General features: G+C 68.8%; 22 protein-coding genes. 20 read left to right on the top strand and 2 right to left on the bottom strand.

What is annotated here, in order from left to right:
* Positions 1-298 precede the first annotated feature (298 nt).
* The gene (locus tag U5K29_06760) at positions 299-487 is read left to right on the top strand and encodes a hypothetical protein (protein ID MDZ7678234.1); all 189 of its coding nucleotides are present in this window, start codon (positions 299-301) and stop codon (positions 485-487) included.
* A 64-nt stretch (positions 488-551) separates the two neighbouring features.
* Here the strand turns inward: U5K29_06760 and U5K29_06755 are convergent, their stop codons facing one another.
* Positions 552-1,178 carry a peroxiredoxin gene (locus U5K29_06755; protein ID MDZ7678233.1) on the bottom strand — a complete coding sequence of 209 codons (627 nt, stop codon included), beginning with the start codon at positions 1,176-1,178 and terminating at the stop codon, positions 552-554.
* A gap of 149 nt (positions 1,179-1,327) precedes the next feature.
* Between U5K29_06755 and U5K29_06750 the strand changes: the two genes are divergently transcribed.
* The 18 genes from U5K29_06750 to U5K29_06665 all read left to right on the top strand — a co-directional run bounded on the left by U5K29_06750 (position 1,328) and on the right by U5K29_06665 (position 10,386).
* The gene (locus tag U5K29_06750; protein MDZ7678232.1) at positions 1,328-1,630 is read left to right on the top strand and encodes a hypothetical protein; all 303 of its coding nucleotides are present in this window, start codon (positions 1,328-1,330) and stop codon (positions 1,628-1,630) included.
* Positions 1,627-2,004: a hypothetical protein gene (locus tag U5K29_06745; GenBank protein ID MDZ7678231.1), complete on the top strand. Its 378-nt coding sequence runs from the start codon at positions 1,627-1,629 to the stop codon at positions 2,002-2,004. Before U5K29_06750 ends, U5K29_06745 begins: the two co-directional genes overlap by 4 nt.
* A gap of 57 nt (positions 2,005-2,061) precedes the next feature.
* Complete coding sequence (locus tag U5K29_06740) at positions 2,062-2,307, top strand: AbrB/MazE/SpoVT family DNA-binding domain-containing protein (GenBank protein MDZ7678230.1); 246 nt, start codon at positions 2,062-2,064, stop codon at positions 2,305-2,307.
* Complete coding sequence (locus tag U5K29_06735; protein ID MDZ7678229.1) at positions 2,298-2,711, top strand: PIN domain-containing protein; 414 nt, start codon at positions 2,298-2,300, stop codon at positions 2,709-2,711. Before U5K29_06740 ends, U5K29_06735 begins: the two co-directional genes overlap by 10 nt.
* Before the next feature lie 49 nt (positions 2,712-2,760).
* Positions 2,761-3,873 (top strand): PHB depolymerase family esterase, encoded by a 1,113-nt coding sequence (locus U5K29_06730; GenBank protein ID MDZ7678228.1) that lies wholly within the window; start codon positions 2,761-2,763, stop codon positions 3,871-3,873.
* Between the two features lie 55 nt (positions 3,874-3,928).
* The gene (locus U5K29_06725) at positions 3,929-4,249 is read left to right on the top strand and encodes a VOC family protein (protein MDZ7678227.1); all 321 of its coding nucleotides are present in this window, start codon (positions 3,929-3,931) and stop codon (positions 4,247-4,249) included.
* A 71-nt stretch (positions 4,250-4,320) separates the two neighbouring features.
* Complete coding sequence (locus U5K29_06720) at positions 4,321-4,584, top strand: type II toxin-antitoxin system prevent-host-death family antitoxin (protein MDZ7678226.1); 264 nt, start codon at positions 4,321-4,323, stop codon at positions 4,582-4,584.
* A 2-nt stretch (positions 4,585-4,586) separates the two neighbouring features.
* Complete coding sequence (locus U5K29_06715) at positions 4,587-5,018, top strand: type II toxin-antitoxin system VapC family toxin (GenBank protein MDZ7678225.1); 432 nt, start codon at positions 4,587-4,589, stop codon at positions 5,016-5,018.
* A 177-nt stretch (positions 5,019-5,195) separates the two neighbouring features.
* On the top strand, positions 5,196-5,663 hold the full coding sequence (locus U5K29_06710; GenBank protein ID MDZ7678224.1) for a hypothetical protein: 468 nt from the start codon (positions 5,196-5,198) through the stop codon (positions 5,661-5,663).
* On the top strand, positions 5,629-5,874 hold the full coding sequence (locus U5K29_06705; GenBank protein ID MDZ7678223.1) for a CopG family transcriptional regulator: 246 nt from the start codon (positions 5,629-5,631) through the stop codon (positions 5,872-5,874). Before U5K29_06710 ends, U5K29_06705 begins: the two co-directional genes overlap by 35 nt.
* A complete protein-coding gene (locus U5K29_06700; GenBank protein MDZ7678222.1) occupies positions 5,868-6,233 on the top strand; it encodes a type II toxin-antitoxin system PemK/MazF family toxin in 366 nt (121 codons plus the stop codon). The genes U5K29_06705 and U5K29_06700 overlap by 7 nt, the downstream gene beginning before the upstream one ends.
* A 39-nt stretch (positions 6,234-6,272) precedes the next feature.
* A complete protein-coding gene (locus tag U5K29_06695; GenBank protein MDZ7678221.1) occupies positions 6,273-6,815 on the top strand; it encodes a Panacea domain-containing protein in 543 nt (180 codons plus the stop codon).
* Between the two features lie 312 nt (positions 6,816-7,127).
* On the top strand, positions 7,128-7,637 hold the full coding sequence (locus tag U5K29_06690; GenBank protein MDZ7678220.1) for a hypothetical protein: 510 nt from the start codon (positions 7,128-7,130) through the stop codon (positions 7,635-7,637).
* Positions 7,638-7,692: 55 nt separating this feature from the next.
* Positions 7,693-8,106: a hypothetical protein gene (locus tag U5K29_06685; protein MDZ7678219.1), complete on the top strand. Its 414-nt coding sequence runs from the start codon at positions 7,693-7,695 to the stop codon at positions 8,104-8,106.
* Entirely contained in the window at positions 8,103-8,516 is a 414-nt protein-coding gene (locus U5K29_06680; protein MDZ7678218.1) for a hypothetical protein, read from the top strand. Before U5K29_06685 ends, U5K29_06680 begins: the two co-directional genes overlap by 4 nt.
* Positions 8,517-8,558: 42 nt before the next feature.
* Positions 8,559-9,698, top strand: coding sequence for a hypothetical protein (locus U5K29_06675; protein MDZ7678217.1), 1,140 nt, complete (start codon positions 8,559-8,561; stop codon positions 9,696-9,698).
* A gap of 50 nt (positions 9,699-9,748) precedes the next feature.
* Positions 9,749-9,997: an AbrB/MazE/SpoVT family DNA-binding domain-containing protein gene (locus U5K29_06670; protein MDZ7678216.1), complete on the top strand. Its 249-nt coding sequence runs from the start codon at positions 9,749-9,751 to the stop codon at positions 9,995-9,997.
* Positions 9,994-10,386 carry a type II toxin-antitoxin system VapC family toxin gene (locus tag U5K29_06665; protein ID MDZ7678215.1) on the top strand — a complete coding sequence of 131 codons (393 nt, stop codon included), beginning with the start codon at positions 9,994-9,996 and terminating at the stop codon, positions 10,384-10,386. Before U5K29_06670 ends, U5K29_06665 begins: the two co-directional genes overlap by 4 nt.
* Before the next feature lie 79 nt (positions 10,387-10,465).
* Here U5K29_06665 and U5K29_06660 read toward each other — a convergent pair whose 3' ends face one another.
* Positions 10,466-11,833: a hypothetical protein gene (locus U5K29_06660; GenBank protein ID MDZ7678214.1), complete on the bottom strand. Its 1,368-nt coding sequence runs from the start codon at positions 11,831-11,833 to the stop codon at positions 10,466-10,468.
* A gap of 32 nt (positions 11,834-11,865) precedes the next feature.
* Between U5K29_06660 and U5K29_06655 the strand changes: the two genes are divergently transcribed.
* On the top strand, positions 11,866-13,509 hold the full coding sequence (locus U5K29_06655) for a hypothetical protein (protein ID MDZ7678213.1): 1,644 nt from the start codon (positions 11,866-11,868) through the stop codon (positions 13,507-13,509).
* Positions 13,510-13,639 lie beyond the last annotated feature (130 nt).

Below are 13,639 nucleotides of genomic sequence, written 5' to 3'. Positions count from 1 at the left end.
GGGCACGGCGCCACTCGTTAGCGTGGGCACATGGCAACCGTCTACTACGACGACGTCGAGGTGGACCGTCCGTACTGGGGAACCGAGCTCGTCGCCGACGAGCACGAGATGCTCGCCTACGGTCAGCGATTCGATCCCTGGCCCATGCACGCCGATCCCGGACATCGGCGACGCGTCACCGCTCGGTGGTCTCGTCGCATCCGGCGGGTACGCGATCAGCCTCTGGTACCTCTCCTCCCACGGCTATCTCAACGCGCCAGGCAACGAGTGGGCGTTTCTCGGCGGATTCGACTGGCACGTGCAGTTCACCAAGCCGCTCCGGCCCGGTGCCCGTGTGCGCACGCGGTGCGTCATCACCGAGAAGCGGCTCAGTTCCAAGCCCGGTCGCGGGATACTGACCTCCCAGGCCGACCTGTTGGACGAGGACGACGACCCGGTGCTCCGGATCCGGGTGGCGTGCATGCTCGCCACCCGGCCGTCCCCATAGCTCCACTCCACGTCGGTGGCCCGGCGAGTCATGACCTCCCACGCCGCACGTTGGGCCGGAGAGGTCAGGGAGCGTCGGCGTAGCGGAGGTAGGGCTTGAACTCCTCGACGTTCTGGAACTTCTCCTTGGCGTCCTCGGTCGACACGGCCGTGGCCACGATCACCCGCTCGCCGGGGACCCAGTCGGCGGGGGTGGCGATGGGGTTGGCGTCGGTGGCCTGGAGGGCGTCGATCACCCGGACGATCTCGTCGAAGTTGCGGCCCACCGACTTGGGGTAGGTGAGCATCAGTCGAAGCTTGTCGTCCGGGTCGACGATGAACACCGAGCGCACGGTCGAGGTGTCGCCCTCGCCGGGATGGATCATGTCGTAGAGCTCGGCGATCTTGTGGTCGGGATCGGCCACGATCGGGAAGTTGAGCTCGGTGCCGGTGACCTCGCCGATGTCGGGCGCCCACTTGTGGTGATCCTCGACCGAGTCGATGGACAAGGCCATCGCCTTGGTGTTGCGCTTGGCGAACTCGCTCTCGAGCGCCGCCGTACGGCCCAGCTCGGTGGTGCACACCGGCGTGAAGTCGGCGGGGTGACTGAAGAAGACCGCCCACGAGCCCCGCTTCCAGTCGTGGAACGAGAGCTCTCCGTCGGTGGTCATCGCGGTGAAGTCGGGGGCTTCGTCGCCGAGGTGCAGGGCCATGGTGGAATCTCCATCTCAAGGGGGATGAGCCGGCGGGGGTTCGACGGCTCACCTCTCTGCAACCCCGATACCCACTGGGGTATTCCCGTTCCGGTCCGCCGGTACCGCGAGGGGTATGCGAAGCGTACTACCGCTGTTACCATGCAAGTATGAGCGCGAAGAAGCAGCGGTTGACGGTGACGGTCGATCCGGAGCTGATCGAGGCCGGTCAACAGGCCGTGCGCTCCGGGGCAGCCGAGTCCGTCAGCGGCTGGGTGAGCGCCGCGCTCGAGGACAGGATCCGACGCGACCACAAGCTCGCCATGCTCGCCGCTGCGGTCTCGGACTTCGAGAGCGAGTTCGGCGAGATCACCCCCGAAGAGATCACCGCACAGCGGCGTGAGGACCGCGAGCGGGCGACGGTCGTCCGCGGTCGGCGCCGGTCATCCGGACCCAAGGCGACGTCGGCGTGACCGTCGTGCTCGACAGCGGAGCGCTCGTCGCGCTGGAGCGCAACGAGCGAGCCATGTGGGTCCGTTTGAAGGCTGCCCAGATCGACGGCGACCTGCCGCTCACCCACGCAGGAGCTCTCGGGCAGGTATGGCGTGGGGGGCCGCGCCAGGCCCGGCTGTCCCAGGCGTTGGCGGGCATCGACGTTCGACCGCTCGACGAGGAACTGGGGCGAGCTGCCGGGCAACTGCTGGGAGCCGCGGGCCTCTTCGATGTCGTCGACGCCGCCGTCGTGTTGCTCGCCCACGACGGAGACGAGATCGTCACCGCGGATCACGACGACCTCGAACCGCTCGCGGCAACGTCGAGACGACACGTCGAACTGGTCCACCCCTGAGCAGCCAACGCCCAGCAAGCGTTGCGCTCCACCACGAATCGGGTATCCTTTACATTCATGGGAAAGGTAAAGGACAGTCGGCGAGGCGCTACGACGATCAGCTCGAAGCACCAGATCACCATCCCGGCCGCTGAGCTGCGAGCCGCCGGACTCGAAGCCGGCCAGCGACTCGTCGCACGGGCCGACGGGCCCGGGCGCGTCGTCCTCGAACGCGAGCGTGACGTCCTCGCCGACTTCGCCGGTCAGCTCACCGGCGTCTACGCCGAGCACGACCTCGACACCCTCCGCGACGAGTGGGACTGATCCACCTCGACGCCGGCGTGGTCATCGGACTGCTCGACGCTGACGACGCCCATCACGAGACAGCGAACGCCGCGATTGCCCGCATCATGGGCAGCCGAGATCGACTCGCCATGGCCGCGTCGGCGTTCACCGAGTGTCTCGTCGGCCCGCAACGCCGAGGGCACCGGGAAGTCGCCGTCGTCGAGGACCTCTTCGAGCAGTTGCCGATCGAGATCGTCGACCTGGATCCCTCGATCGCGCGTCGAGCGGCTGCGCTTCGGGCCCATCACGCTCGGCTTCGGCTCCCCGACGCGCTCGTGATCGCGACCGCGGTCGAGCGCTCGGCCGACGAGCTGATCACGACCGACCGCCGGTGGCCGACACGGCAGGCCCTGAAACTCACCGCGTCGATCACCCTGCTCTGAGCGACCGTGCTCCAGTGCTCACGCCATGTTTCCTGACTACGGTTCGCAAATGCCCACGCGCGCAGCCGTGAACCAACGCGCTGGCGCGAGCGTCATGAGCATCAGCGCCGCCCTCGTCGCCGTGATCCTGCTGCTCGCCGCCTGCGCCGGAGACGACGGCGATGGCAACGACGACGACGGCTCGGCAGCGGAGCCCGACGCCCCGACCACCGAACCCACGGAACCCGAACCGGTCAGCCACGCGTCGCCTGGTTGTGGCACCGACGCCGATGCCCCGGTCGTCGAGGAGGAGCGCACCCTCACCGTCGACGACGTGGAGCGCCGCTACCTGCTGACCGTCCCGAGCGCCCACGACGGCGAGACACCGCGACCGGTCGTGTTCGACTTCCACGGGCTGATGGAGGGCGCCGAGATCCACGCCGGCATGACGGCATACTCCGATCTCGCCGAGGACGAGGGTTTCGTCGTCGTCTACCCGCACGGCACCGACGTTCCCGTCCGTTGGAACATCAGCTCCGAATCGCCCAACCCCGACGTCGTCTACTTCGACGCCGTCCTCGACCAGGTGACCTCCACCCTGTGCATCGACGAGTCGCGCGTCTACGCCACCGGTCTCTCCAACGGGGCCATGTTCACCTCGATGCTCATCTGCGAGCGGGCCGAGGTGCTCGCGGCTGCCGCCCCCGTCGCCGGGATCATGGACGTCGACCCCTGTGGCCAGAGTCGACCCGTCCCGATCGTGTCGTTCCACGGCACCGCGGACCCGATCCTGCTGTTCAACGGGGGAGTCGACATCTCCGCCATCCCGGGTTCCGATGACGAGGACACCTCCGAGGTCCCCGACCTCGTCGATCCCGCCACCGAACCGCCACCGGTCGACCTCGACGGCGACGGCCATCCGGCGACCGTCTCGACCTTCGCCGAACGCAACGGCTGCGCCTCCGACCACACCGACCACGAGCTCACCGACGAGGTGATCCACCGGGTGTACGACTGCCCCGACGGCGCCGACGTCGAGTTCTACATCGTCCTCGACGGCGGCCACACCTGGCCCTCGAGCGAGTTCAGCCGATCGATCGAGGCGATCGTCGGCCACACGACCTTCGACATCGACGCCACCCGCGACGCGTGGGAGTTCATGAGCCGCTTCACCACCCGCTGATCCCGGCCTTACCTTCGCCCACTACCACGAGATCTTCGGCGGCGAGCTCTATGTGATGACCCACGCGGAGCTCCCCGACGACGCCGAACCGATGCCCGGCGCCGAACCCCACCACGTCATGCACGCGTCGCTCACCTTCGACGGCGCCATGATCATGGGCTCTGACGACCCCACCGGCGACGACGGCCCCAAGACCGGCGTGGCCGTCACCTACAGCACCCCCGACATCGACACCGCCAAGCGGGTCTTCGAGGCCCTCGCCGATGGGGGAGAGGTGGAGATGGAGTTCGCCCCGCAGTTCTGGTCGCCCGGCTTCGGCGCCTGTACCGACCGCTACGGCGTTCCTTGGATGGTCAGCACCGACACCGAGGCCTGAGCCGCACCGGGGAACCCGTCCTCTCATCGCGCCTGTACATATGACTGCTCCTTGTGATGTACAGTTGCGGCATGGACGTTGCCGTCACCGAGCTCAGAGCCCACCTCAGCCGGTGGATCGAGGCGGCACGCGAAGGGAACGACGTCGTCATCACCGATCGAGGAACTCCGGTCGCGCGAATCGTCGGCCTCGACTCGGCGCCGGTCATCGACAGACTCACTGCCGAGGGAGTCATCAGTCGCCCGGACAGTTCCACCCGGCCGGTCGCAGGTGACCGGCCCCGGCCGACGCCGAAACGACCGGTTGCGGACATCGTCGGCGAGCAGCGTCGCTGAACGTGGCCCTCGTCTACTTCGATTCGAGCGCGCTCGTGAAGCTCGTGGTCGATGAGGTCGGGTCCGACATCGCCGCGGCGTTGTGGAACGGGTGCGATGTCGCCCTGTCCAGTCGACTTGCCCATCCCGAGGTGTGCGCAGCGCTCGCAGCGGCCGCACGCAACCACGATCTGACCGCGTCCGAAGCATCCGCGGCTGGGGCTGACTGGCAGCGGTTCTGGGCATCGATGCGTCCCGTCGAGTTGTCCGCCGATGTCGAGCGTGTCGCCGGTTCGCTCGCAGCAACCCATCAGCTCCGCGGAGCTGATGCCGTTCACCTCGCCAGCGCGTGTGCGCTCGGCACCACGGATCTCACCTTGGCGGTGTGGGACAAGCGCCTTCACGCCGGCGCCGCTGCGGAAGGCCTCGCCGTTGCTCCCGCCACCCTGGCATGACCTGGCGGTGACTCGACCTGGTCGACCACGAGTTCGCCAGGCTCCTGACACCCGCTAGCCCCACGTTCGCTGTCGGTGCCCCTCGGTACGATCTGTTCGTGATGCCGATCGGGATGAGCGGCACCCGCTTGACAGGCACCTCATCTCCTTCAGTTCGACTTCCTGAAGGAGTCACCGATGCCCCGAGCGTTCCGCACCACGTGGGACGACGTCGACACGGCCGAGTGGGAGCCGCTCGAACGAGTCGCCCTCCTCGCCCGAAAGTCCCCAGATCTCCCGTCGTTTCACCCCGGCGAGTTCATGTACATGCTCCGACTGTCGGCCCCGCGGCGGCGCCACATCCACCTGTACAAGCACTACGACACCCGGCGCTACCTCAACCTCGACGACGGCGGCCACGCCTACGAGTACTGCGGGTGGACCCCGGACCAAGGAGACCGGAGCGGGGGCATGTACCGCCAGCATCGGTCTCTCGCCGATGCCATCGACCGGCTCGATCTCTGGTTGTTCGAACTCGAGCGGCCGATGCTCCGGTCGTTCCCGCCGGAAGCGTGGCCACCCGATGAGCTGACCTCGGACGCCAAGCGACCATATGATCTACCATATGGGCATGACTCGTCGGCAGGTCCTCGTGCAGCTCGATGACGAACTGGTGGCGCGCCTCGACGGGCTGGCCGCGGCCGAGGGCACCAGTCGTTCCGAGCTCCTCCGGCGTGGCGCCGCAGCGGTGCTCGCCGCGGCCGAGGAGCGCGAGGCCGATGAAGCCCTGAGGGCGGCCTACCGACGGACCCCACAGGATCCTGCCCTGGTCGAGGCCGCGCGCCGGCTTGCCGCCGGCGCCGCGCCCGAGTGGTAGCCAGGGGCGACGTCGTCTGGGCTGACCTCGGTCCCCCCGCCGGTCGGCGCCCCGTGTGTGTCGTCACCCGCGACGCTGCCATCGAGGTGCTGACCTCGGTGACCTGTGCGCCCATCACCAGAACGATCCGGGGCATCCGGTCCGAGGTCGACGTCGGGCCCGACGAGGGCCTCCCCGAGCGGAGCGTGGTGAGCTGCGACAACCTCGTGACGATCCCCCAGGCGCTCCTCGATCGCGAACCTGTCGGCCGACTGGGCACCGACCGACTCCTCGCGCTCGACCACGCGCTGCTCTACGCCCTCGGCATCACCATCTGGGGGACTCCTCCAGCCCGCCAGGACCAGGCAGGAGCATCATGAGTGTCACACGTCCCGCGTAGCATGGGGGTCACGGACGTGGTGTACGACAAGTCAAAGTTCACCGAGCTGCTCCTGTACCTGGCCGATCGGCTCCGGGGCGACCGGGCGGGTGGAGCGACCAAGCTCAACAAGGCGATCTTCTTCGCCGAGTTCACTCATGTCCGCCGTCACGGAGCTGCTATCTCGGGCTGTGAGTTCCAGCGGCTCGAGCACTGCCCGGCACCGCGCCAGCTTGTGCCCGTGCGTCGTCAGCTCGTCGACTCGGGTGCTGCGGAGACACAGGTCGAGGACTTCCTCGGTCGAGAGCAGCACCGCCTCGTCCCACTTCGGGATCCCGACCTCAGCGTCTTCACCAACGCCGAGCGCGAGACGATCGACCATGTGCTCGAGCAGCTCGATGGGCTCACGGCTCAGCAGGTGAGCGGTCTTTCCCACGACGAGCCCGGATGGAAGGTGACCAGCGAGGGCGACACCATCCCCTACGAGACAGCGTTGCTCGGGGCAAAGCAGGTGTCGACCCCAACCACTCGGCGCCTCTCGCGCGAGGTCGCTGAGCGCTACAACCTGGCCACCTCGCCGTAGCCGCATGGAGGTCAAGGTCGGGGCGGGCGTAGCGGCACAGATCGCCGCGGAGTCCGGCCCGGAGCGCGCGCCATCGGGGTAAGGGGGTCGTCGGCCAGCCGCGGTGCCCGGCCAACGAACGACCATATGATCGACCATGTGGTGATGGCTCGCCGGCAGGTTCTCGTACACCTCAGCGAGCTGGCACGAGCCGAGGTCGCCGCCCGCTGTCGGTGCCTCTCGGTACGATCTGCTCGAGGTGCCGGTCGGGGTGAGCGGCATCGGCTCGGTCAACGCCTCACCCCCTTCAGTTCGACGACTTGAAGGGGGTGCATGATGCACACCTACGAACGCGATCTCTGTCGTGCCGGCAACGAAGGCTGGCCGCCCTGGGACCAACTCCGCTTGACCCGCGCCGAGGACGTGGTCGACCTCGCCCGGGCCGATCCGACGATCGGATGGGCGACCTGGCCCGACGTGTTCAGCCTCGACCACCGAGGGTCGCCCCAGTCCTGGTACAAGGGGTTCACGCGGGACTCGGTCCGCTCGTGGGCTGATGACCCATCGCCACTGGTCGAGGCGGCGCAGCACCCGTGTGCCACCCCGGCCGTGACCAACCGCTGGCTCATCATCGAGTCGAGGCTCACCTGTCTCTACGACGAACCTGTCGTGGGCGATCACGATGCCGAGGCGTTCCTTCGCCTTCGCCGAGACCTGGCCGACCACGGCTATCTCCTTCTCGACTCGGTGGTCTTCGACGACGAGCTCCACTGGTGGTCGCTCCACGAGCTCACCTCCGGCACGACGATCTGGCCGAACCGGCTGGAGGCGACGAGATGGTGATCGGTCCGGCTGGAACCGAGTCGCTGTACCACAGCAGCGTGGTACACTAGCCCCTGTGAGTGACCCCGTGGTGCTGGAGCAGATCAACCAGCTTCTCGACGCGGGCGATACTGCGACGGTCAACACGTCGATGCGGTTGCCGTCGAATCTTCGTGACGCCGCTGCGCTCGCCGTCGAGCAGCTCGGGGCGGCGCCGTCGGTGACCACCATGACCGCCACCGCGCTCCGCCGCGCACTGGAGACCCTCGTCATGGAGAGCGCCCTTCGCCTCCACTACGACGAGAACCCCGATGCGCGCCCCAGCCTCGCCGAGGTGGCCCAGGCGCTGGCCACCCAGGACGGTTCACCGCTGGCGGACCGGCCCGACCTGATCGCGTCGGCAGCCGAGGCGGTCCTCGCTCGCCGCCCCGGCGCTGACGCCGACGACGTCCTGCTGTGGGCAGAGGCACAACTGGCGCTGTCGGCGTGAGAACGATCGTGCTCGACAACGAGGCGGTACAAGCACTGGCGGCCACGACCCATCCGAAGCACCGGAACGTGCTCGCCCATCTCGAAGGCGTTGCCTCTCGGCGTCGTCGTGGCCGAGTCGTCGAAGCGGTCGTACCGACCTCTGTGCGGGTCGAAGCCGGATGGGACCGCACCGACCCCGCAGCCACCCTGCTCAACCGCTTCGGCATCCGCGATCACCAGCTCGATGGCCACGCCGCGAACACCGCGGCGAGCCTCGTGTCGACCGGGGTGGTGTCCAGCGTCGCCGACGCCCACCTCGGTGCAACGGTCAGGGGCACCAGCGTCGAGGAGATCGTGGTGATCAGCAGCGACCCCCACGACATGGCAGCGGTCTGCGCTCCCACGCCGGTGAGGATCGTGCCCATCTGATGCGCCACGGCCAGTGTCACACCCCCTCGCCACACTTGCTCCATGGCGATCTGCAACTTCTGCTACGACGAGATGCTCGCGGCCGGCGGGTGCACTGCGGTCTTCCACCTCGACGGTCGACCCGTCGACCGCTGCCCCTACGGCAACGAACCCGGGTGGCCCCGAGCCACCAAACGGTGCGGCGACTGCGGGGTGCTGCCCGGGTCGCTCCACCACCCCGGATGCGACGTCGAACGATGCCCGCTGTGTTGGCACCAGGCCATCTGTTGCGGTTGTCGATTCGACGAGGACCGCCTCGACGACGAAGACGTGCCCGACTGGGCGTTCGAGCTCATCAACGCGCTGAACCGACCCGAACCAGCCCAGCTCGACTTCGGATCGCTGGCTGTCGACCACCGGGCACGCCACGACGAGTGGGTGGGTCGGATCGAGCAGTGGGCCGATGCCAACCACGCCGCCTTCGACGCCGATGTTGCCGGTCACCTCCTCGCGGTGCTCCTCGGCGACACCGATCCGTCGAGCACCGAGTCGATCGAGCTCACCCGGCCCGACGTGCTGGCGGCCCTGCGCCGCCTCGAGGTCGACGCCGCCGTCGGTGGCACCACGCTGCCCGACACCACGCCGGCGGTGGCGACCACGGTGGTGCGCGCCCTCCACCGCCTCCGGCTGCTCACCGACCGTTCCGATCGGCTCGACGCGCTGCTCGAACCGATCGACTGCCACTTCGGCCCACCGGGCGGGTGGCCCGGCGCGCCCTGGTGCCAGTGCTTCGTCCCCGCGTCCGCCCCTCGTCCGCTCGCCACGGTGCTGGTCAACTCGATGGCGGGACGGCTCGTGCCCGTCCTGCCAACGCCCGAGCGCGCCGAGGCCGACCGAGCCCTGGCCGCGTTCCTCGGTTCCCTCCCCGGCAACCACCAGTGCGCCCCGACAGCCGACGACTGCGATCTGGCCTTCATCGGCCAGGTGGACAAGGACGGACCCGATCACCGGTTGTGGGCCTTCGGTCGGCGAGACATCCCTGGCGGCTACAAGACCCTGTTCGTCGACGACGCCGGCACCGCGTGGATCACCTGGCCCGACCGCCGCTACCGCACCGGCATCCGCTGGCAGGCCCTCGACCCGATCGAAGCCCGGTGGCGTCTCGACATCGTCGTCCGCCGGACACGAGCCGAAGCGCCGTGAGCGCGATCCGCCCGGTATCCTTACCTTGGTATAGAAGTAAGGAATCGACGATGGACATCACCGCCAAGGTCACCTCGAAGGGCCAGGTCACCGTCCCGAAGGCCGTGCGAGACGCGCTCGGCATCGCCGCCGGCGACCACCTCGTCTTCCGGGTCGAGGGCGACCGAGCGGTGCTTGCCCGCACGCCACACTTCCTCGACCTCGCCGGGTCCATCCCCGTACCCGCGGCGAAGCGAAACGTTGCCTGGGACGACGTTGTCGGCTCCACCCGCACGGCTCGCTCGCACCGGCGCCGATGACCGCGTTCGTCGACACGAACGTGCTGGTCCGCCACCTCACCGGCGACCCGCCGCGCCTCGCCAGTAGAGCGACGGCCTACCTCGGCGCAGGGGAACTCCTGCTGGTGCCGGACCTGATCATCGCGGAGACCGTGTACGTGCTCGAGTCGTTCTACGAGGTGCCGAGACCGGTCATCGCCGAGGCCATCCGGTCCCTGGTGGCGTTCGAGTCGGTCATCTGCGTCGACCCGGCGCTGGTCCTCCGGACCGTCGAGCTCTACGAGGTCGACCGCATGGACTTCGCCGACGCCTACCTCGTCGCCAACGCCGAGACCACTGGCGTGGGCCGAGTCGCCAGCTTCGACCGCGACCTCGACCGCATCGGAGGCATCGAGCGCGTCGAACCCTGACCATCACCTCGTGCTCCTCGGTCGGTGGTGCCGCTTCACCTCCTGCCACCCACCGACCGGTCCGATGGATCCCACCCGCTCAGGCGGGGTGGTCGCGGGGACCACACACCCGGCGGTGCATCCAGGCGGTGACCGCGGTGTCACCCACAGGGGTGAGCCACCACTCGGCCGGCTGCACCTGACGAGGCCCCTTGGGTCCGGGTTCCCACCGAGACTCGATCGACCCGGCCAGCCCGAGCACCTCCCAGCGAACAAGGGTCCTGACCACCACCGAGCGGTGCACACGGTGTGCCTCTTCAGGCGCCACCTGCCAGTTCTGCGCCGCGAGCCGCCCCGCCGCTCGGGCCACCAGATCCGAGCCGTCGAGCCGTCCTTGGCCGACCATCAACATCGCCAGCTCCTCGGCCGCCGATTGCGGATGCTCGTGCTCGCCGCCCACCTCAGTGACCACGGTCGGCCACCACGCGCTCGGCGACGCCAGACCCTGCATCCCGTGCTTGGTGGCGGTCAACGAACGTCCCCGCCGTCGGAGCAGTCGCATGCGCACCGCCGCGTCCCGCAGGTCGCCCAACTCGAAGACGTCGGCCTCGCTGCGAGGCCCCTTCTCCCAGCGCCACCACCCGAAGCGTTCGACAGCCTCGCGAACCACCGCCGGAGGAATGTAGTTCGACGCGGTGAGGGTCAGCCCCTCGCCACAGCGTTCGACCAACCACCGCAACGGAGTCCAGGCCTCGACCAACGCGTCGTCGTCGGGCGCTGCAGGCGCCACCAGCACCCGGGGCACCATCGCTTCGCGATCGGCGTGCTGGTCGGCCGGCACCCAGAACGGCGCCGCCCACCGTCCAGCCCGTTCGCTGTGCACCATCGTGCGCAACGATTGCCCCACACCAGGCAGCTCGGCGTCGATCGTCGCCCGGCACACCTCGGCTGCTCTCGCCCTCCACCCGCGCGCACCCGGCGCCAGCGTGCCTTGGTGGATGGCCGCCTCGAGGGCCTGTTCGACCGCGTCGCGAGCGTCGTTCTCCCAGGAGCCGAACACCTCGCTCCACTCGAAGTCGTCGAGTGACGGCGGCTCGACTCCCGAGCCGTCCTGGGCCTTGCGGCACTCGGTGACCCCGGCATTGGCCGACCGCGCCCACGCTTGGTGCACACCTGCGGTCGTCTCGCTGCGACAGATCTCGGCATATCGGGCCGCACCCAGCCGTTCGAACAGGTCGGCACCGGCCGCCGCGACCTCGCTCCACAGATCGGTCTCGCCCATGGTCCGCTTGGGCAACAGCCACCACAACCAGTTCTGCAACCCGGCCTGGGTCACCATCTCGGGACCCTCTCCGGCGGTCAACCCGTCCCACACGAACTGGGCATGGTGGCCGGCCACACGGTCCTCGGCTGCCACGGCATCGATCACTGCCTGCACGTCGTCGTCGCTCAGCTCGGGATCCAGCACAGGTGCTCCTCATGTGGCCCTACGGTGTGGTGGTGCCGCGAGAGAACCTACCGGTGGACGACTTCCTCGCCGAGCTCGAGGACCGCCTCGCTACGCTCGGCCCCGACGGAGTGCGTGACGCCGTGGTCGCCTACGCCCGCTCGCTGCGCCCCTCCCAACGACGGCCATTCCTCGATTCCTTCCATCCGCCGGAGGCGGGGTCGCACGACGCGCTCGTCGCCTCGGTGCACTCGACGGCCGAGCGCATCCTGGGGGCCGAGCCCCGGTGGAACCGCCGTCGCTGGTACGAGGACCCCGAACTCGCCCACCCCGAGCTGACCGCCGACGTTGAGGATCTACTCGTTGCACTCGGCGAGCGGTTCCTCGCGGGCGAGACCGAGACCGCCGTCAAGGGGTACCGCCACCTCCTGCCCCTGATCGTCGCGACCGTCGATGATGACGAGCGGCCGCAACTGCTCGTCGACGACGACCTGCTTCGAGAGGCCAGGGACCGATACATCCAGGCCATCGGCAGCGACGACCGGCGCCATCCCGTCGCCCGAGCCGAAGAGATCGTGTCGGTCCTGGATGACATGGCCATCTTGACGCCGCTCCCGTCGCTCGGAAACCTCACCGCACCACGACCCAGCGCCACCTCGCTCGACGACGAGTTGTTGGCCGCGATGGCCGAACGGCTCGGCACACAGATCGTGGCGACCCCGGGCTGGCGGCGGAGGCGGTGGCTCGACCTGCTGCTCGGCATCAACGAACACCTCGGCGGGCTGGCCGAGGTCGCCGACCAGGCGCCACGGTTCGACGGGGGCACCCAACTCGACATCCGCCGGTGGCTCGCTCTGCGCCATCTCGAGGAGGCCGACCCTGTCGCTGCGGCCGAGGTGTTGGATGAGGCGCTGGAGCAGGGCCGTGACTCCTACGACCTGGCAGCGCTGGCCGACCTCGCCGCGGCGGTTCACCACCAGCTCGGGCACTCCTCCGATGCCGCTGCGTGCGCCGCTCGGGCCTGGCGCGCCCACCCCACCACCCGGCGCTTCGAGGTGCTGCTCGAGCTCCACCCCCGACAACAGGCTCTCGAGATCGCCACAGCGAACCCCCGGACCGAACCCCTCCTTGCCGCCCAGGTCGCGGCGGTTGCCGACGACCCGGCAGGCGTCGTCGCGGCCACCGCCGCTGATCGCGCCCCGTGGGGTCGTGTGGAGGTGGATGCTTTTGCTGCCGCCTGGTTGTGCGCCACCGCGGTGGCGCCTGGGACTGCTCCGGTTGCCGATGCCCAGCTACGGCGAACCGCAGTCGATCGGCGAGCCCACCTGGGGGAGCTCGAGGCGCGTCGCCAGCCGAGTGCAGTTGTCGAGATCAACCCAACATCGTTGGCCGAACGGCTCCTCGATGCCCCACAGCCGGCGAAGGACTTCTCCGACCGGTTGGCACGGGCCGGCGAGGTGACCGAGCGGGCCGTCGAGCGAGTGCTCGGGGCCAAGCAGCGCGACCAATACCTGACAGTTGCGGAGATGGTGGTGGGACTCGGTGTGTGCCGGCAGGCAAGCGGAGGCGAGTCGCTCGACGAGGTCGTCGCCGACTTCGACCGACGCTATCGACGCTTCGCTGCCTTCCGCCGAGCGTTGGTGTCTGCCCAGTCGACAGCCACGTCGGGCACCGGAGGCGGGAGCCGAAGGGCTTGATCAGGCGGCGCCCGTCGCTACCGGATGGGATCTCAGGAGGCGAGTGGGCGCTGACGTTCTTGCTCGGCCGTATCCATCTTGCTCATGTCAACGAACGATGACATGAGCAAGACGTCATCGAGCGTGTGCA

It is taken from the genome of Acidimicrobiales bacterium, assembly GCA_034521975.1.
Taxonomy (GTDB): domain Bacteria; phylum Actinomycetota; class Acidimicrobiia; order Acidimicrobiales; family SKKL01; genus SKKL01.
This window is presented reverse-complemented; position numbering and strand designations above follow the sequence as displayed.